Below are 19425 nucleotides of genomic sequence, written 5' to 3' on the forward strand. Positions count from 1 at the left end.
CGGAAAAATGTATGTTTGTTCATCATAGTATTATTTGGTTTACATTACTACTACAACGCCGAATTACAATGATTTTAAAGGTTTTTATTTGATGCAGCCGGTCTTTAAAATTAAGCTCGCTGTTTTTGTTACTACCAAAAGCAATTATTTTTTTCTTCACTAGCCATATTTTTAGGGTAGGTGCAGGGTAAGTACGGGGTAAGTAGAAATCACCCCTACTTACCCAACGTCAATCCCTTTGATACTGGGCGTTACCAAGGATTGGGGTAAGTTGGGTAAGTAAAAAGCGGGAACTTTATTAAAAAAAAATAAAACAGACATGAAAAAGGAATAGAAAATCCAGTTTTTTTATTCCTTTTATGTAATTTAGGATTGTTTTCTTTTTGTTTTAAAAGGGAATTTATAAAGATTTTGTGTTAAAATAATACCCTTTATTTTTGTGTCATATTTGTACCACCTACCTGTAAATCACTGATAGTCAGCTATAGTTATTTTTGAAGAAGTGAAATAATTGTTGAATAATATCAATTAATAATAATAATAAATCACTGTAAGCGATGTGTTTACAGTGATTTTTTTTGTGAACCCAGCAGCATGTGGTTATTTCGGAACCGAAGTACCCAAAATGAGCATAACTATCGGGTACAAATCTATAAGCATGCCATAGCAGTGTGGAGCGTTAACCTACAACATAGACACTTGTATGGAGCTAGAATTAAAGGTATTAGAAGTCAAAATTCTGTCCGTTAGGACAGAAACGACCTATAAGTCAAAGTACCCATATAGAGAAGTCAAATTGCTTGTATAGGCCTTTTACAAAAGCATAGGAGAAGAAGAACACCTACCGATAGATTAATAGCTTCATCTAGTATGCTAGCATACCGTTTGGATTGGAATGCTAGAAAAATAGAAGTCTTTAGTATCTATTTCGATACAGATTTACCCTAATAACCTATTATGGGAACAATGATAACTTCAACTTGTTTTTAAATACACTTTACAGGTTAATGATCATTGGCTCGACTGATTGAAATCCAACATTAATTATTGGATGTTAGCTTGATATTCTTGGATGAACACTGGCTTAACGGTATGTAAAACTAGCGCTGCAATCATGGTGGCATTGGTTAAATTTACGGTTTGAATGGACTCGTCTTTATGGAGCTAAGTTATTTCAGTTGGCGCTTCTTTCTTTCAAGTAAACGAACGCCTATTTCTTTAATTATCCAAATCACAATCCCTAAAATTGCAAAAATTTTAGCGATTTCTAATATCCATAAATTTGAGGTCATAATGTTGTATTTTTAGTTTTCTTCATTCTAATAATCGACCTAGTGATTATTGTATGTATACGATGAAGGAAACGCAAAAGGTTGCTTCAAAGTTGTAATTTAATAGAACTTTTAACACATTTTAATATAGCTTTAACGACCTGGCAGGGATGTCGGTGAAAAACGAGCAGGCGAAAGCCTCTAGAGGCAATAATGTAGTAGGGTGGTGTTAGTCCCTATGGCCATTCACTTTTTAAAATACCATAACAACAGGTATTTCTTTTAAAGCCATCACTTAAAAAAACATTCTTCCTTAGGATACCTTCTAGCTGGGCCCCTAGTTTTTCAACTGCTTTACGCGAAATAATATTACGTTGATCAATTCTGAACTCGACCTTTTCAAATCCCATTTTTTTAAAAGCATAGTTGATCATTAACTTTTTCATGGCGGTGTTTAACCCTGTTCCTTGGAATTCTTTGCCAATCCAAGTTGATCCTATGTGAAGTACTTTATTTTTCCAGTCGATGTTCATATACCGGGTACTACCAGCGTAGCGCTGTGTTGTCTTATCATAGATGATAAAAGGGATTGATACACCATTTTCACTTTGTATCAGTGCTTGTTGGACATAATTTGTCAAGGCTTGAAAAGTAGAGATATCCGAGGGAGAGTATTGAAGTAAATTTCTCTCAGAGGAAATAGCATAGAGGTTTTTGTAATTTTCTAGAGTTAAGGGTTCCAGTTTTACAAATTCGTTTTGTAAGGTCGGTATATTCATCAACGTTTGTTGTATTTTTGTGTGTTCAAAAATAGTAATATGCAATTTGATAAGGAAAAGATTTTAGCAATGATTAACCAGAGGTGCAAAAACACACTGATGGAAACGCTTCAAATAGAATATATTGAAGTAGGTGATGAATACCTTGTTGCTAAAATGCCTGTTACCCCTAGGGTGCATCAACCAGATGGTATTTTACATGGAGGTGCCACAGTGGCTCTAGCAGAGAGTGTGGGTAGTGCAGCTTCACTTGTGTTTTTAGATACCCAGGATTTTATAATTCGTGGGATTGAAATTAGTGCCAACCACCTAAAAAGCGTTGCTCAAGGTGAAGTGTATGCTACGACTCGATTACTTCATAAGGGTCGCACCACTCAATTGTGGGAGATTAAAATCACCGATCAACAACAGAACATTATCTCCATTTGTAAATTAACGACTATTCGGTTGCCAAAAGCTAATTAGTATGATGGTTCTTGATGCGGAATTTTTTTTAAGGGAAGTCGCTAATCATTATGACCAAGAACTACCTTTTGTCTTATATAAGTACCCAAATGAAACAAAGGTAAGTGGATTGTTACAATCAAGTAAAACCCTCCATAAATTGGATCATATGGAGCAACAAGGTTTTATAATGGTGCCCTTTGTGACAAAAGATAAAGCAGTTATTATTCCGAAGGACATTTCAAAGGAAATACAGTGTGAATTATCAGCTGTAAGCAATGGTTATTCCGTAAAGGAACTTTTACTAGAATATCCAGAGAAACAGCGTCATTTGCATTTGGTAAATAAAGGAGTTCAAGCAATAGAAAGTGGGGAATTTCAAAAGGTAGTGCTCTCCAGAGAACAACATATACCACTTCCAGATTTAGATTGTATTGCACTTTATAAAAATTTGGTTTTGCGTTATCCCGATGCTTTTTGTTACCTATGGTATCATCCGAAGGTCGGCCTATGGATGGGTGCGAGCCCCGAAACTCTAATTGAGGTAAAAGATCAAAAGATACATACTATGGCCTTAGCCGCTACAGTGGCAGATCAGGGTCAAGCGAAAGTTGTATGGGGCGAAAAAGAAAAACAAGAGCAAGCCATGGTGACCGTAGCTATTTTGGAAGCATTAAAAGATTACTGTAGCGCTGTAGAAGTCTCCGAGGTGCAGACGGTAAAGGCTGCTAAATTATATCATTTACGGACTAAAATTACCGCTAGATTAACTGGTGATTTGGGAGGACTCATAGAACAACTGCATCCCACCCCAGCAGTGTGTGGTTTACCCAAACTCCCTGCTTTGAATTTTATCCAAGCAAATGAATCCTACAAACGAAGCTACTACACAGGGTATCTAGGAACAATAAACATGGATCAGCAAGCCAAACTTTATGTCAATCTTCGTTGTATGCAGTATCTTGAAAATGAGCTGATCTTGTATGTGGGAGGCGGTATCACCATAGATTCCATAGCTGAGAAGGAATGGGAAGAGACCGTAAATAAAGGAAAGACAATTTTAAACGCAGTCACTGGCACGCTATAAATTACTTGTCTATTAGTAGATCAAAGGACTTATTTTGAGTATTTTTGTTACTCCAATTAGGTAATTCAAACATGAAGAGATCGAGCATAGTTTTAGCGCAAACGGTATCAGAGTTATGCAAATTAAAAGAAATTCAACATATTATTATATCTCCAGGTAGTAGAAATGCACCTTTAACCATAAGTTTCACAGAGGACCCTTATTTTAAGACCTACAGCATAGTAGATGAGCGTTCTGCTGGTTTTTTTGCTTTAGGAATCGCACAGCAATTGAAAAAGCCTGTGGCATTATTGTGTACCTCTGGTTCGGCTCTTTTGAATTATTATCCCGCAATTTCTGAAGCTTTTTATAGTGATATTCCACTGGTAGTGCTCTCGGCCGATCGGCCAGCTTCGAAGATCGATATAGGTGATGGGCAAACCATCAGACAAGACAATGTGTATGATAGGCATATTTTATATTCCGCGAATTTAAAAGAAGACAATTGCGACTTTAGCGATAAGACATTGGGTAAAAAAACTACCTATAATGACCATCAAAAGGCCAATGAGGTGAAGATCAATCATGCCATCAACATCGCAATTACAGAAAATGGCCCCGTTCATATTAATATTCCTTTTGAAGAGCCTCTTTATCACAGTGTGGATCAGCTATTGGTACAACCAGAAGTGATTCCACCATCCCAAAAGGATTGGACCCCTACCGCTGAAGATCTATTACCATATTCAAAAATATGGAATTCGGTTAAAAAGAAAATGGTGCTAGTTGGTGTACATTCACCAGATGCGCTTCCTGAGGAAATTTTGGAGAAATTAGCAAACGATGCGAGTGTGATTGTCTTTACTGAAACAACTTCAAATTTGCATCATTCTAATTTTTTCCCAAACATTGATAAAATTATAGCTCCATTAGAGTTGAATAAACAGGATGAGTCCTATTTTAAAGAATTACAACCCGATGTACTGCTGACATTTGGTGGAATGGTAGTTTCTAAAAAGATAAAAGCATTTTTGAGAAACTATCAACCTAAGCACCACTGGCATATTGATCCAAAAAAGGCTTATGATACTTTTTACTGCCTAGAACGGCATTTTAAAACAAAGCCTTCGGTATTTTTAGCTACATTTTTAAAGCAAGTAAAACCGAAATCCTCTGGCCAGCTTAGTGCTTGGTTAAAGGTTAAAGCAAATCGCAGTGTAGCTCATAAGCAATATTTGACACAGTTACCTTTTTCTGATTTTAGCGTTTATGAACGAATCTTAAAAACCATTCCAGATCAATACCAGCTTCAACTAAGTAATAGTTCGACCATTCGTTATGCGCAATTATTTCAATTAAACGATGCGTTACAGGTTTTTTGTAATAGAGGAACTAGTGGAATAGACGGAAGTATTAGTACAGCAATAGGGGCCGCAGTTGCAGGTGATCGACCAGTGTTGATGATTACCGGAGATCTTAGTTTCTTTTATGATTCGAACGCTCTTTGGAACAATTACATACCCGCTAATTTTAGGATTATAATTATTAACAACCAAGGGGGAGGTATTTTTAGGATCCTACCTGGGGATAAAAACACGGATACTTTTAGTACTTATTTTGAAACCAAGCATACCTTGAAGGCCAAAGGTATATGTGAGACCTTTGGAATAGAATACCTTAGTGTAGGTAACCAAGAAGAGTTGGATACACAATTAATAGAATTTTACAAGTCATCCCAACGCCCGAAATTATTAGAAATTCACACCCCAAGATTATTAAATGACGAGATTTTACTAGGTTATTTTAAATATTTGGCACAGAATTAAAGACTTTCTTCTTTTTTGGAATAGAATATGCCAATTAGCAGGGGTAGTAGAATTTAAATTAATATCTTTAATGTATAAATTCGTGTTATGAATATACCACAGATAACAACACCCCGAGTTGTAATAATAGGAGGAGGCTTTGCAGGTATTGCGCTGGCCAAAAAACTCGCCAAACAGGAAGTTCAGGTGGTCATGCTGGACAAACACAATTACCATACTTTTCAACCTTTATTATATCAAGTTTCTACAGGTGGTCTCGAACCAGATTCCATAGCATATCCTATTCGGAAAATTTTAAGTAGGTATCCTAATTTCTATTTTAGATTGGCTAAAGTAGCTAAGATCAACCCTGAGGCAAAAAAAGTAGAAACCGATATCGGTTCCTTGAAATATGACTATTTAGTTCTAGCGACTGGTTCTAAGACTAATTTCTTTGGTAATAAGGAAATTGAATTAAATAGTATGATTATGAAGACTGTACCAGAGGCACTTAATCTTCGCAGTTTAATTTTACAAAATTTCGAAAAAGCGTTGCTCACCGATAGTCTTGATGAGCAGGATGCATTGTTGAATTTTGTCATTGTGGGGGGTGGTCCCACGGGAGTGGAACTCGCAGGCGCTCTAGCTGAAATAAAAAAAGGGATCCTTCCAAAGGACTATCCAGATTTGGATACGCGAAGAGCCCAGATAAATATTGTTCAGTCTTCGGAACGCGTATTGGATGGGATGAGTGAGGTAGCCTCTAGAAAAGCGGAGGAATTTTTAGAGAAAATGGGTGTAAATATTTGGAAGGATACGTTGGTTACAGGCTATGATGGGGATATTGTTAGAACTAACTCTGATTTGACATTTAGGACAGCAACTATGATTTGGGCCGCTGGAGTAGAAGGGGATTTGATCGATGGTCTGAAGAGCTCAGAATGCTTGTTGCCTGGAAATCGGCTAAAGGTAAATGAATTCCTTCAAGTAGGCCATTATGAAAATATATTTGCTATTGGTGACATCGCCTGTATGATAAGTGAGGATTATCCTAGAGGACATCCTATGGTGGCACAAGTAGCCATTCAGCAAGGGAACAATCTGGGAAATAATTTATTGAAAATATTAGGGAAGAAAACAGACCTTAAACCTTTTGTTTACAAGGACAAAGGAACCATGGCGACTATTGGGAGGAACAAAGCTGTTGTGGATCTTCCTAGTTGGAAGTTTCAAGGTTTTTTTGCGTGGTTTGTCTGGATGTTTGTGCATTTATTGTCTCTAATAGGCTTTAGAAATCGTGCCATTGTATTTGTGAATTGGGTATATAATTATATAAGGTTTGATCGGGCAGCCCGACTAATTATCCGGCCTTATAAAAAAAAGACACGATCAAAGGATGTCGAGGTTGCAGCTCAGTAGTCTCTGTATTTGGTGCGTATATTTTAGGATGATCTGATTTGTGGCCCTGATGGGCAGAGGTCATTTGATATTATGTTATACTTTGTTTTAGGTTTAGAATTATGGCGGATTTAATACGTATATACGAGGAGAATCCTAATCCTCGGGAGATTGATAAGGTGGTTAATGTACTTCGAAATGGAGGATTGGTGATCTATCCTACGGATACTGTATACGGGCTTGGATGTGATATTACCAATACTAAAGCGTTGGAGAAAATTGCGCGTATAAAAGGCGTAAAATTAGAAAAAGCGAATTTCTCCTTTATTTGTGCGGATCTGAGTAATCTATCGGACTATGTTAAACAAATTGATACTGCGACTTTTAAGATTCTAAAAAGGGCATTACCAGGACCTTATACATTTATTTTACCAGGGAGTAATAAACTTCCAAAAGTATTTAAAAAGAAAAAAACCGTTGGGATTAGAGTTCCAGATAATTCAATAGCTCTTAATTTGGTCGAAAAATTGGGCAACCCTATAGTTTCTACTTCCATTTATGATGAAGATGAATTAATTGAATACACCACCGATCCAGAACTTATTCATGAGAAATGGGATAATTTAGTGTCGATAGTCATAGATGGCGGATATGGCGATAATGTAGCCTCCACGATAATTGATCTCTCAGAATCAACGCCAACAGTAATTAGACAAGGTAAGGGTTCACTAGATGTAATCAATTAATCATTTTGGAGATAAAAAGCGTATTATTTATTGGCTTTGTATGGCCAGAGGCTAATTCATCTGCGGCAGGGAGTCGTATGATGCAATTGATTCGGTACTTTAAAGATCTTGGTGCTAAGATCACCTTTGCTAGTGCTGCTAAGCCAGGAAGCCACCCTAGTGATTTAAGGGCGCTAGGAGTGGACAATGTTTCAATTAAATTAAATGATTCTAGCTTCGATGACTTTATAAAAACCCTGCAGCCTGAGGCAGTGGTTTTTGATCGCTATATGACAGAAGAACAGTTTGGATGGAGGGTTGCTGAATCCTGTCCTGATAGCATTCGTATTTTGGATACCGAAGATTTACATTCGCTAAGAGCAGTACGTGAACGGTGTTCTAAAAACGGAGTGCCATTTACAGAGGAGAAACTTCTATCGAGCGAATTGGCCAAAAGAGAATTGGCTAGCATTTATCGATCGGATCTAAGTTTAATCATCTCCGAGTTCGAGCTGCAACTACTGGAAGACCTGTTTGGAGTTTCTCCCGATTTACTGCTTTATCTTCCTTTGGTAGTTGAACAAGAGATTTTAGATAACAAGGAGTGGCAAACCAAACATGACTTTGTTTTTATCGGAAATTTTATGCATTCTCCCAATTGGGACGCGGTACTAAATTTAAAAAACAATATTTGGCCGAGAATTCGTCAAAACCTCCCTGGAGTAAACCTTCATATTTACGGGGCATATACTTCTGAAAAGGTTAGCCAACTTCACCATAAACAGAGTGGTTTTTTGGTCCATGGCTGGGCACAAAGTGCAAGGGAAGTTTTTCAATCCGCTAGAGTTTGTCTAGCACCAATACGCTTTGGGGCTGGTTTAAAAGGAAAACTGTTGGAGGCTATGCATTTTGGAACTCCTAATGTGACTACTTCAGTTGGAGCGGAGGGAATACAAGGAAATATGCCTTGGGGTGGTTTTATAGAGGACCAGTGGGATGCTTTTTCAATGGCAGCAGTAACATTATACACCGATGAAAAATCTTGGAATGCCTCCAGGGAAGGTGGCTATAAGTTGATAAATGACCGATTTGATACAACGGTGCACTTTAAAGGTTTTCAAAACAGGCTTCTCCAAATGATTCCTGATTTGAAGAGCCATAGAAACAAGAATTTTATTGGCGCCATGTTAACTCAGCAAACCACCTCCGCTAGTAAATACCTCTCCAAATGGATTGAGGCCAAAAACCGCAAGAATTGATTCTAGGTAAACAAATTAGTCAACTCTTTAGTAAGTCTCGTCACTCGTTTTGATTGTTTGTCCATTAAGCACCATTCAGCGGTGGAACGAAGAATAATTTTTTGTGACTCCTGATGGTAAATCTCAACAATGCGAAGAGAAATTGCACCAGAAGCTTCTTTTATAAAGGTTTTAAGGGTAAGTGTTTCTCCTAGGAAAGCCTGTCCTTTATACTCGATATAATTGGAGCGTACCATCCAGATGTATTTATCAATCATCTCACGAGTAGCTTCCGCTTGCCAATGTTCTTTGGCGATATCTTGGACCCATTGTATGTAACGTACATTATTAACATGATCTAGATCATCGAGATCCTCCTTTTTTACTACGATGTGTTTGGTGAAATATTTCAAAAAGTTATGTGCTTTACTTAGACATTAATCCTTTTAAGGCTATTTTTCCTTAATGTTTACTTCGAACAGCTTATCCCAATTCTTTCCAGTAACAAAAAAGGTTTTGGTTGTTGGGTTATAAGCGATTCCATTTAGGACATCCAGATTAGGATGTTGTTTTACCTTGTTTTTTAAACCTCTAAAATCAATCACACCTATAATGGCACCTGTTTGAGCATCAATAATCATGGCGCTGTCTTTAAGATAAACGTTGGCATAAATTTTACCATCTACGTATTCTAATTCATTGGCTTTGTTAAATACAGAGGTGTTAGTCACCGTTTCAATAAAGCTCACTTCTTCCAGAGTTTGTGGGTTTAAAAGCCATATTTTATCACTGCCATCACTCTTGTATATATGTTTTTGTTCTGGATCGTGGGTTAGTCCCCAGCCTTCTTTACTTTGACCATACTCAAAGGTCTCTAACTGCTCGAAGGTGTTTAGGTCAAATACGAACCCTTTTTTACCAAGCCAGGTAAGCATGAATATTTTTTGATCCATGATCGTAATTCCTTCACCAAAATAATGATCTGCTAGATCAACTTGTTGCAACACTTTACCAGTTTTGTAGTCTACTTTTCTAAGAGAAGAATGTCCTTTCCTACCGGTACTCTCATATAAGGTATCATTGTGGAATTCGAGTCCTTGCGTGAAGGCTTTTATATCGTGGGGGTAGGTGTTTAGTATTTCATAGGTATAAACCTTTGGCGGGGTGTTGGCAAGAACAGTTATCTTTTTTGTAACCGACACAGTATCTCCTTCAAAAGTTATTAAAGCTTTCAGGTCTTGAATTCCGAGCTTTTCCGTGTTTAAAGTTAGTTTGTTATCGGTAACTTCCACCGATTTCCCATTGAGCGTGTACTGAACCTGGTCGATTGTTTTGTTTTTTTTATTGGTCAACTCGACTTCAATCATATTTCCTTGCTGAATTTCCTTATCTGGCGTTATAATTGACAAGGAGAACAAGGCGTTTTTTTGTATTCTATTTGAATCGCAAGCACCTGCGCTTAGGATTAAAAAACTGATGATGAAAAACTTAGGTAAATACATGGGTTTATCGAAATTTAAAGCAAGATATTTAATAAAATTAAGATAGTAAAATAATTGCTTAAAGATAAAAAGTTTGTATTTTTGCACTCGGCAAGTCCTACACGACCAGCTCCTGTAGAATCCCCCAGGGTGGGAACGCAGCAAGGGTATACGGTTGTAGCGGTGCGATGTAGGTAGCTTGCCTTTTTTTGTGCCCCAAAATGAATTCCCAAATCCCTTAGAGCTCCTAACTAAACCTTTTAAAAACTGAATTTTAAAGAAAAGCAAAAATCTGCTGTTTTAAGGGTTTTAAATTATAACTTTGTAGTAGTAATTTGTTTTTTATAACAGTAGTAGAAAACTCTATATTATATTTACAGGATATTAATTTTAACAACAATAGAAGCTATGAAATTTTTTATAGACACTGCAAATCTTGATCAAATAGCCGAAGCGCAGGCTTTAGGAGTTTTGGATGGTGTAACTACAAATCCATCTCTTATGGCAAAAGAAGGTATTGTCGGGCGTGACAATATCCTAAAACATTACGTTGATATATGTAACATCGTTGACGGAGGAGATGTCTCAGCTGAGGTTATTGCTACTGATTTTGATGCAATGGTTAAAGAAGGAGAAGAACTCGCTGAATTGCATGAACAAATCATCGTGAAGATCCCTATGATTAAAGATGGTGTAAAAGCCTTAAAATATTTTTCGGACAAAGGAATTAAAACCAACTGTACTTTAGTGTTTTCGCCAGGACAAGCACTTTTAGCTGCTAAGGCTGGGGCAACATACGTTTCTCCATTTATCGGAAGACTGGATGACATTTCGACTGATGGTTTGAACCTTATTGCTGAGATCCGTCAAATTTATGACAACTATGGATTTGAAACAGAAATCTTAGCTGCATCAGTTCGTCACACCATGCATGTTATTGATTGCGCTAAACTTGGCGCTGATGTGATGACAGGACCACTTTCTGCTATTACTGGTTTACTAAACCACCCACTTACGGATATTGGGTTAGCAAAATTCCTTGCCGACTACAAAAAAGGAAACTAAGAAAGAAGCGTTTAAATAAAATAGCGATTCTTTCACTTTTTTGGTTGAGAATACGATCAGATCAATAAGGCTTGCAGCAATGCAGGCCTTAGTTATTTATGGACTGCAGGCTTTTTTCTAGGTGTCCTGTATAGTAGATGTTTGCAAATCCTTCCGCGATCTTTCCTTCCTGATCCACCACAATGATCTTGTTGAGATTTTTTATAACAAAGTTGGATAAAAGCTCCTCAACATTATCTGTTCGGTACTGGTTTTTAGCATCCTCCTCATTTTTAATACTCGCTACATTTTGTAACCACTGGGCTTGATCATCGTTTACATTAATTCCAATATAATTAACATCTGGATATTTTTCCTTTAGACGGTTGATACGCGTTAAAATATTAGACAAATGATTTCTCTGATGGTAATTCCAAAAATAATAGACTGTATTCCTATTGTAATTCTCTGAGGTTATAGTCAGCTTTTCTCCAGTATTGGTTATTAAATGCATCGTAGGAATTGCGAGTCCTTGTTGCATTTGTTGTACATTTTTATAGAAAGAATCGATTTCTTCCTGGTGTTGGTTGTCTTTGGAGTACCTTTTGAAAGCCTTCATGAATTCAGCATTTTCTTGTGGGCTATGTCTGGCTAGTAAATAGGAGAATGCCGCATTACGAGTCAAGTTATCACGTATCGTTTTGTTTTCAGTTACCAAACTATCGATTAATTCGAGTTTGTGTAAACTATAGTGTGTGGATCGTCTATAACTTGGCGTTCGTTTATCACAATCCTTCTCACAAAAACCTAAAGCAAGATTGTTGAAGTGAGTAATTAGATAATTGAAATAAGGGCTGTAATAGGTAAGTAAACTATCGTTATAAGATATGTTTTCTCTAAAGGTGTAAAATTGATCAGAAAGTTCTTCTATGTGCTGTTTTCCAGTGCGGCGTCTATGAATGAATGGATACTCTTCCATATCGGTAAAATACCGATAATTAATAGCACTTTGAGCGATGTGTTTGGTTAAAGGAGATAAGGATTCCTGTTGATTTATGTCTTCTAATAACTCCTGCTTCATGGCTCTTAAAGAATCAATTTTAGCCATAAAGTCCTCAGCATCTAATTCACTGTATGTATTAACAGCCTTTTCCTCGTCCTCATAGATGAGAAACATGTCCATCAAGAAATTGTTCTTAATAGCACCTTTACCAGTAAAGACTAAAGATTCATCAAAATCTAAGGTGTTTAAACGAACCATTAAGCTGTCACCTTTCTCTAGAATAATATACTGGTATTCATTGTGATCGAAATGGTATAATCCTTCTTGGAGGTTCTCTATGTGGAAAGAAAATCGGTTACTTTCATTCAGCAGTGCAGAGTCTACTACAGTATTATTCCTGTACAGATACACACGATCTGTAGTTGGGTTGACAATCTCTCCTCCAAAATATGCAGAGGTAGGGGAGTGTGAACAACTGTAAGTCAGGGCAATAATTATCGTAACGTAAAAGTACTTCATATAACAGCTTGATGTGTTTTCCGCACCATTTCTAACAAATCTATAAAAGCCCCCGATAGATAAATGTTAAGGCAACGTTAAATAAGAGTTTTTAACGTTTAAGCTGGGCGAGGATATGTGTACTTATTTTGTTACTTTTGCGGTCTTAATAGTAAAAGCAAAGGTGAATGTTATCAGTTTCTAATTTATCGGTACAATTTGGAAAACGCGTTTTATTTGATGAGGTAAACGTCTCGTTCGTCCAAGGGAATTGTTATGGAATAATTGGTGCCAATGGAGCCGGGAAATCTACATTTTTAAAAATCATATCTGGTAAACAAGAAGCCACCAGTGGCCATGTACACCTAGAGCCTGGAAAACGTATGTCAGTTTTGGAACAAGACCACTATGCTTATGATACCTATACTGTACTGGAGACCGTTTTAAGAGGAAATCAGCCTTTGTTTGCCATTAAGAAAGAAATGGACGAATTGTATGCGGATTATACGGATGAAAATGCGGATAGAATTGGTGAACTGCAGGTGGAGTTTGAGGAGATGAATGGATGGAATGCAGATAGCGACGCTGCTGCCTTGTTGTCCAACCTCGGTATTGCTGAATCTTTGCATTACTCCCTTATGGGTGACCTAGATGGAAAACAAAAGGTCCGTGTTCTTTTAGCACAGGCTCTATTCGGTAATCCTGATGTTTTAATCATGGATGAGCCGACCAACGACTTGGATTTTGAAACCATATCTTGGTTGGAGAATTTTTTAGCAAATTACGAAAATACGGTTATTGTCGTTTCTCACGATAGACACTTTTTAGATGCCGTATGTACGCATATTGCCGATATTGATTTTGGAAAAATCAATCTTTATAGCGGGAACTATTCTTTTTGGTATGAAAGTAGTCAGTTAGCTGCGCGTCAGCGGTCTCAACAGAATAAGAAAGCTGAAGAAAAAGCAAAAGAGCTACAGGAATTTATTCAACGCTTTAGTGCCAATGTGGCCAAAAGTAAGCAAGCAACCTCTCGTAAGAAGATGCTTGAAAAATTAAAGATTGACGATATTAAGCCTTCAAGTCGACGTTATCCTGCAATTATATTTGAAAGGGAACGTGAGGCGGGCGATCAAATACTCAATGTTCATGGCCTTCGAGCAAGTCTTGAAGGAGAGTTATTATTTGACAAAGTTGATATTAACCTAGCCAAGGGTGACAAGGTTGCCGTAATTTCCAAGGACTCTAGAGCCACGACTGCTTTTTACGAAATTATCAATGGAAATTTAAATGCAGAGGCTGGAGAATATCAATGGGGTATTACCACAACCCAAGCCTACCTCCCAGTAGATAATGCGTCTTATTTTGACAATGATCTTACATTGGTTGACTGGTTACGTCAGTGGGCTAAAACGGATGAAGAACGTGAAGAGGTCTATGTTCGAGGATTTTTAGGAAAGATGTTATTTAGTGGAGAGGAGGCCCTTAAAACTGGCCGCGTATTATCAGGAGGTGAAAAGGTACGATGTATGTTGAGCCGTATGATGATGCTTAGAGCAAACGTACTTATGTTAGATGAACCTACCAATCACTTGGACCTAGAAAGTATTACTGCTTTTAACAACTCTCTTAAAAAATTTCAAGGAACAGTATTACTAACCACTCATGATCACGAGTTTGCCCAAACCGTTGCGAACCGCATTATCGAGCTCACTTCTAAAGGTGTTATCGATAGATATTTAAGTTTTGATGAATATATGAGCGACCCTAGTGTAAAGGAGCAAAGAGCACAGATGTACAGCAAATAGGCGAGCAGATAAAACTATAAATTTTAGAGATAAGACGGAGGTAAATAAACTTACCTCCGTTTTTTGTTGCATGAATTTTATCCCAGCAATTTTTTGGATATTACTATGTTGTTATAAAATCCTCTGATATTAAACGGATTATTGCTTTATAATTTGTAAATTAACTACTGAATCACACGCCCTTGTATTTAACAGGGTTTACTATTTTACCACATGGTTGATTGGTTCAAATACAAATTGACATTTTCCAATCCATGTGTGTAACTGAAAGTAAAAAAATATTAAAAAATTGAATCACATGGATATCCAAAATTTAAAAAAACAACTCACCGTTAAAGGAAAGACATATAATTATTATGCCCTTTCAGCACTTGCTATGGGAGAGGTTGAAAAACTACCATTCAGTATTCGGATCTTGTTAGAGAATGCCATTCGAAATCACGATGGATTCGGCGTCACCGACAAGCACGTTGAAACCTTAGCAAATTGGAAGCCAACACCCGAAGATAGTGATATCCCTTTTAAGCCAGCTCGCATATTGATGCAGGACTTTACTGGCGTTCCAGCAGTGGTTGATATCGCTTCTTTAAGGGCTGAATTTGTCAGACATGGTAAGGATGGGCAAAAAATTAACCCCGCTATTCCAGTTGACCTAATCATTGACCACTCTGTTCAAGTAGACTATTACGGGACAAATTATTCTTATAATAAAAACGTCGAAAAGGAATATCAGCGAAACGAGGAGCGCTATGAACTTTTAAAATGGGCACAACAGGGATTGAGCAATTTCACGGTAGTACCACCAGGAATGGGGATATGCCACCAGGTAAATCTGGAGTACTTGGCAAAAGGAATTACCAGTAGAGACGGTTGGCTATTCCCAGATACCTTAGTGGGTACTGATTCACATACACCCATGGTCAATGGTATTGGAGTACTAGGATGGGGTGTAGGTGGTATTGAAGCGGAAGCAGCAATGCTTGATCAACCGATCTATTTTGGATGCCCTGAAGTAATTGGTTTAAAACTCACTGGGAAGGTTCCCGATCATTGTACGGCCACCGATATGGTGCTCTCGATAACAAAGGCCTTAAGAGATACTGGTGTGGTTGGTAAGTTTGTTGAAGTCTTCGGAGATGGTTTAGATCATTTAACTGTAACAGACAGGGCTACGATTTCTAATATGTCACCAGAATTTGGATGTACTGTTACATATTTCCCAATTGATGAGCAAACCTTACAGTATATGCACCAGACCAACCGTACCGAAGAGGAAATTGCGATTGTTGAATCCTATTGTAAAGAAAATCTTTTGTGGCGTACCGGAAAAGAGACGGTAAATTACTCCTTGGTGGTAGAATTTGATTTATCATCTTTAGAACCAACGGTTTCTGGGCCGAAACGTCCGCAAGATAAAATCTTAGTAAGGGAATTGGATAAGCAATTTAAAGTGTTGCTAGAAAAAGAGTTTGATCGCACCTACAGTTCAGTTAAAGAAAGGCGAGAATCCGCTTGGTTAGAAGAAGGGGGGTCTCGTACTGAATTCACCTTTGGCAAAGTCCCTGTTAGTTCACCTAGTAAACTTGAAGTCAAACCAGAGGCCATTCAATCGGTTCGAATTAAGCATAACAATAAAGAGTTTGTTTTAAGTGATGGTAGTATTGTTATTGCGGCTATTACTAGTTGTACCAATACATCAAACCCTGCGGTTATGGTAGGTGCTGGATTGCTCGCTAGAAATGCCGTACGTAGAGGCTTACGCACTAAATCATGGGTAAAAACCTCTATGGCTCCAGGGTCAAAAGTGGTTACTCAGTATCTAGAACGAGCAGGTCTAAATATTGATCTTGAAGCACTGCGATTCCATACTGTTGGATATGGTTGTACTTCGTGTATCGGAAACTCAGGGCCGCTCCCACCTCATATTGCAGAGGCTGTTGATAAAGGATCCCTTGTAGTTGCCTCTGTACTTTCAGGGAATCGTAATTTTGAAGCAAGGGTACATCCGCAGGTTAAAATGAATTTTTTAATGTCACCAATGTTAGTGGTGGCTTACGCCCTTATCGGTAGGATTGATGTAAATCTGATCGATGATCCAATTGACTTAGACCCTAACGGAAATCCCGTATATTTAAAAGACATCTGGCCCAGTAGGGAAGAGATCATAAAAACGATCAATGATTGCATGAAGATAGCGGATTTTCAAGAGGTATACGACGTGATCTTTGATGGATCAACTGATTGGCAGAATCTTCAGGTAAATATGGATAAGAATTATCAGTGGAACCAGCGTTCAACTTACATTAAGGAATCTCCGTTCTTTGAGAATTTAGAGGTGGAACCCAATCCATTACAGGACATCACAAATGCAAGAGTATTATTGTACTTGGGAGATTCTGTGACCACCGATCATATTTCACCAGCAGGATCCTTTAGTGAGCATTCGGCTGCTGGAGCATATTTAAAACAACATGGTGTTCAGCCTGCAGACTTTAACTCGTATGGGTCTCGAAGAGGAAATCATGAAGTTATGATGAGAGGAACTTTTGCTAATGTGAGAATTAAGAATAAGATTGTAGATAAGGAAGGTGGTTATAGTATCCATTTCCCGACAAGCGAAGTAAAGACTGTGTATGATACTGCCATGGCCTATAAAGAGGATAAAACTCCTTTGATTGTAATTGCAGGAAAAGAATACGGATCCGGATCGTCAAGGGACTGGGCTGCAAAAGGAACTTTCTTGCTCGGGGTTAAGGCCGTTATAGCAGATAGCTATGAGCGTATCCACCGTAGTAATTTAATTGGTATGGGTGTTGCACCTTTGGCCTTTTTAGAGGGCGAAAATGCCACAACACATGAACTCGATGGAACGGAAACTTTCACTATAACAGGTTTAGCAACTAATTTGGTACCACATAAAAAGCTTGATGTCAAAGCGGTGCATCCTTCAGGGAAGGTAAAGGAATTTCAGGTAGAAGCTCGATTTGACTCCGAAATTGAAATTGCCTATTATAGAAATGATGGAATATTGCAGTATGTGTTAAGGCAATATTTAAAAGAGGACGCTTAAATACTTGATCGATAATAAAAAATGCGGGCCATCTTAAAGAAGATTTCCCGCATTTTAATAAGTTTGTTTCCCGCAAAGGGTGAATTTGATTTATTTTAAACCACCAACCATTTCTTCAGGTTTTACCCATTGGTCAAATTCCTCCGCTGTAAGGTGTTTTAAAGCTACTGCAGCTTCTTTTAATGTGGTTCCTTCTTCATGTGCTTTATTAGCAATTTCAGCGGCTTTGTAATATCCTATTTTAGTGTTAAGAGCAGTGACAAGCATCAGTGAGTTGTTCACAAGCTCTTCTATACGTTTGTTGTTAGGCTCGATACCTTGAGCACAATGCTCATCAAAACTAACGCAAGCATCTCCGAGTAGTCGAGCGGACTCTAGTAAATTAACAGCCATTAAGGGCTTAAATACGTTGAGTTCATAATGACCTTGGGTTCCGCCAACGGTGATGGCAACATCATTACCGATCACTTGGGCGCATACCATCGTTAAGGCCTCACATTGTGTTGGATTTACTTTACCAGGCATGATGGAGCTTCCTGGTTCATTTGCAGGGATGATGAGCTCACCAATACCACTTCGAGGTCCTGAGGCCATCAAACGGATGTCATTTGCAATTTTATTAAGAGACACAGCTAATTGCTTAAGTGCTCCGTGAGTTTCTACAAAAGCATCATGTGCCGCTAGGGCTTCAAATTTATTATCCGCAGTTTTAAAAGGATGTTCTGTGAATTTAGCAATAAACTCCGCTACGCGTTTTGCATAACCCTTTGGAGTGTTAAGCCCAGTACCAACTGCGGTTCCTCCAAGGGCTAGCTCCGAAAGATGATCTAGTGTGTTATTAAGAGCATTTAATCCGTGATCCAATTGAGAGACATATCCTGAAAATTCTTGTCCCAGTGTTAAAGGCGTCGCGTCCATTAAATGAGTACGTCCAATTTTAACCACATTTTTAAAAGCCTCTGACTTTTTCTTTAAGGTATCTCTTAATTTAGTAACCCCTGGGATGGTGACCTCCACAATCATTTTATAGGCTGCGATGTGCATTCCAGTAGGAAAAGTGTCGTTTGAAGACTGAGATTTGTTAACATCGTCATTAGGTTGGATTGTTTTTTCACCTTCTCCAATGACATGTCCTGCTAATTGGTGGGCACGATTAGCAATTACCTCATTAACATTCATATTACTTTGAGTTCCTGATCCTGTTTGCCAGATAACCAATGGAAACTGTTCATCATGTTTTCCTTCTAAGATTTCATCACAAACTTTAGCGATTAAATCTCTTTTTTCAATGGGTAATACTCCCAATTCACAGTTGGTATAGGCAGCAGCTTTTTTAAGGTATGCAAAACCATATACGATCTCTAAAGGCATTGAGGCCGAAGGGCCAATTCGAAAGTTGTTTCTAGAACGTTCTGTTTGCGCTCCCCATAGCTTGTCTGAAGGCACCTGAACTTCTCCCATGGTGTCTTTCTCAATTCTGTATTCCATAATAAATATCGAAGTTTTATTGATAGCACAAATGTACAGTATTTATTTTTTTTAACTCTTAAATTGCATCGTTACATTTTTAGTCAAACACTTAAAAAATATACGATGGACCATGTGTTGATTAAGGCATGATGGATTAGAGAGAAATGATATGAAATGCTGAAGGCTAATTAAATTAATTGATTTATTGATGTGTAAATTAAGAATTGTACTTATCTTTGAATCGAATTCAGAAAATTTCCGGAATTATGTTCGAATTTGATCAGTATCTGGGCTTTTTAGCAATTATGACTGTAATGGTCATAGG

At 37.8% G+C, this 19425-nt stretch carries 15 protein-coding genes and 1 other RNA gene; 10 read left to right on the forward strand and 6 right to left on the reverse strand.

Annotated features, from left to right (window positions below; all coding sequences use genetic code 11):
* Positions 1-1169 precede the first annotated feature (1169 nt).
* Positions 1170-1292, reverse strand: coding sequence for a hypothetical protein (locus VKY50_RS08810; protein ID WP_324300956.1), 123 nt, complete (start codon positions 1290-1292; stop codon positions 1170-1172).
* Positions 1293-1507: 215 nt separating this feature from the next.
* Entirely contained in the window at positions 1508-2050 is a 543-nt protein-coding gene (locus tag VKY50_RS08815; protein ID WP_324300958.1) for a GNAT family N-acetyltransferase, read from the reverse strand.
* Between the two features lie 39 nt (positions 2051-2089).
* Here VKY50_RS08815 and VKY50_RS08820 point away from each other — a divergent pair, with 39 nt between their 5' ends.
* From VKY50_RS08820 to VKY50_RS08845, 6 genes are all read left to right on the forward strand, one after another.
* The gene (locus VKY50_RS08820) at positions 2090-2515 is read left to right on the forward strand and encodes a PaaI family thioesterase (protein ID WP_324300960.1); all 426 of its coding nucleotides are present in this window, start codon (positions 2090-2092) and stop codon (positions 2513-2515) included.
* Position 2516: 1 nt separating this feature from the next.
* Positions 2517-3581 (forward strand): chorismate-binding protein, encoded by a 1065-nt coding sequence (locus VKY50_RS08825; RefSeq protein ID WP_324300961.1) that lies wholly within the window; start codon positions 2517-2519, stop codon positions 3579-3581.
* Positions 3582-3652: 71 nt separating this feature from the next.
* Positions 3653-5386, forward strand: coding sequence for a 2-succinyl-5-enolpyruvyl-6-hydroxy-3-cyclohexene-1-carboxylic-acid synthase (gene menD, locus VKY50_RS08830; protein ID WP_324300963.1), 1734 nt, complete (start codon positions 3653-3655; stop codon positions 5384-5386).
* Between the two features lie 87 nt (positions 5387-5473).
* A complete protein-coding gene (locus VKY50_RS08835) occupies positions 5474-6784 on the forward strand; it encodes an NAD(P)/FAD-dependent oxidoreductase (protein WP_324300965.1) in 1311 nt (436 codons plus the stop codon).
* A 101-nt stretch (positions 6785-6885) separates the two neighbouring features.
* The gene (locus VKY50_RS08840; protein WP_324300967.1) at positions 6886-7509 is read left to right on the forward strand and encodes an L-threonylcarbamoyladenylate synthase; all 624 of its coding nucleotides are present in this window, start codon (positions 6886-6888) and stop codon (positions 7507-7509) included.
* A gap of 5 nt (positions 7510-7514) precedes the next feature.
* On the forward strand, positions 7515-8747 hold the full coding sequence (locus VKY50_RS08845) for a glycosyltransferase (RefSeq protein WP_324300969.1): 1233 nt from the start codon (positions 7515-7517) through the stop codon (positions 8745-8747).
* A 2-nt stretch (positions 8748-8749) separates the two neighbouring features.
* Here VKY50_RS08845 and VKY50_RS08850 read toward each other — a convergent pair whose 3' ends face one another.
* Both VKY50_RS08850 and VKY50_RS08855 read right to left on the reverse strand, forming a co-directional pair.
* Positions 8750-9139 carry an acyl-CoA thioesterase gene (locus VKY50_RS08850; protein WP_324300971.1) on the reverse strand — a complete coding sequence of 130 codons (390 nt, stop codon included), beginning with the start codon at positions 9137-9139 and terminating at the stop codon, positions 8750-8752.
* Between the two features lie 39 nt (positions 9140-9178).
* Positions 9179-10228, reverse strand: a complete 1050-nt coding sequence (locus tag VKY50_RS08855) for a glutaminyl-peptide cyclotransferase (protein ID WP_324300973.1) — start codon at positions 10226-10228, stop codon at positions 9179-9181.
* A gap of 88 nt (positions 10229-10316) precedes the next feature.
* Between VKY50_RS08855 and ffs the strand changes: the two genes are divergently transcribed.
* Together ffs and fsa are read left to right on the forward strand one after the other, a co-directional pair.
* Positions 10317-10415, forward strand: an RNA gene (gene ffs, locus VKY50_RS08860) — signal recognition particle sRNA small type.
* A gap of 200 nt (positions 10416-10615) precedes the next feature.
* Positions 10616-11272, forward strand: a complete 657-nt coding sequence (gene fsa / locus VKY50_RS08865; RefSeq protein WP_324300975.1) for a fructose-6-phosphate aldolase — start codon at positions 10616-10618, stop codon at positions 11270-11272.
* Positions 11273-11360: 88 nt separating this feature from the next.
* Here the strand turns inward: fsa and VKY50_RS08870 are convergent, their stop codons facing one another.
* A complete protein-coding gene (locus VKY50_RS08870) occupies positions 11361-12773 on the reverse strand; it encodes a TlpA family protein disulfide reductase (RefSeq protein ID WP_324300976.1) in 1413 nt (470 codons plus the stop codon).
* Positions 12774-12940: 167 nt separating this feature from the next.
* Between VKY50_RS08870 and VKY50_RS08875 the strand changes: the two genes are divergently transcribed.
* The gene (locus VKY50_RS08875) at positions 12941-14560 is read left to right on the forward strand and encodes an ABC-F family ATP-binding cassette domain-containing protein (RefSeq protein ID WP_324300979.1); all 1620 of its coding nucleotides are present in this window, start codon (positions 12941-12943) and stop codon (positions 14558-14560) included.
* Between the two features lie 298 nt (positions 14561-14858).
* A complete protein-coding gene (gene acnA, locus VKY50_RS08880; RefSeq protein WP_324300981.1) occupies positions 14859-17630 on the forward strand; it encodes an aconitate hydratase AcnA in 2772 nt (923 codons plus the stop codon).
* A gap of 90 nt (positions 17631-17720) precedes the next feature.
* Here the strand turns inward: acnA and fumC are convergent, their stop codons facing one another.
* Positions 17721-19118, reverse strand: a complete 1398-nt coding sequence (gene fumC, locus VKY50_RS08885; RefSeq protein WP_324300983.1) for a class II fumarate hydratase — start codon at positions 19116-19118, stop codon at positions 17721-17723.
* Positions 19119-19425 lie beyond the last annotated feature (307 nt).

Source organism: Galbibacter sp., assembly GCF_035306585.1.
Taxonomy (GTDB): domain Bacteria; phylum Bacteroidota; class Bacteroidia; order Flavobacteriales; family Flavobacteriaceae; genus Galbibacter.

Coding starts and splice junctions, on each gene's coding strand:
- VKY50_RS08815 (WP_324300958.1), bottom strand. CDS start 2,050: ATGAATATACCGACCTTACAAAACGAATTTGTAAAACTGGAACCCTTA.
- VKY50_RS08855 (WP_324300973.1), bottom strand. CDS start 10,228: ATGTATTTACCTAAGTTTTTCATCATCAGTTTTTTAATCCTAAGCGCA.
- menD (WP_324300963.1), top strand. CDS start 3,653: ATGAAGAGATCGAGCATAGTTTTAGCGCAAACGGTATCAGAGTTATGC.
- VKY50_RS08810 (WP_324300956.1), bottom strand. CDS start 1,292: ATGACCTCAAATTTATGGATATTAGAAATCGCTAAAATTTTTGCAATT.
- VKY50_RS08820 (WP_324300960.1), top strand. CDS start 2,090: ATGCAATTTGATAAGGAAAAGATTTTAGCAATGATTAACCAGAGGTGC.
- fsa (WP_324300975.1), top strand. CDS start 10,616: ATGAAATTTTTTATAGACACTGCAAATCTTGATCAAATAGCCGAAGCG.
- VKY50_RS08870 (WP_324300976.1), bottom strand. CDS start 12,773: ATGAAGTACTTTTACGTTACGATAATTATTGCCCTGACTTACAGTTGT.
- VKY50_RS08825 (WP_324300961.1), top strand. CDS start 2,517: ATGATGGTTCTTGATGCGGAATTTTTTTTAAGGGAAGTCGCTAATCAT.
- acnA (WP_324300981.1), top strand. CDS start 14,859: ATGGATATCCAAAATTTAAAAAAACAACTCACCGTTAAAGGAAAGACA.
- VKY50_RS08835 (WP_324300965.1), top strand. CDS start 5,474: ATGAATATACCACAGATAACAACACCCCGAGTTGTAATAATAGGAGGA.
- VKY50_RS08840 (WP_324300967.1), top strand. CDS start 6,886: ATGGCGGATTTAATACGTATATACGAGGAGAATCCTAATCCTCGGGAG.
- fumC (WP_324300983.1), bottom strand. CDS start 19,118: ATGGAATACAGAATTGAGAAAGACACCATGGGAGAAGTTCAGGTGCCT.
- VKY50_RS08875 (WP_324300979.1), top strand. CDS start 12,941: ATGTTATCAGTTTCTAATTTATCGGTACAATTTGGAAAACGCGTTTTA.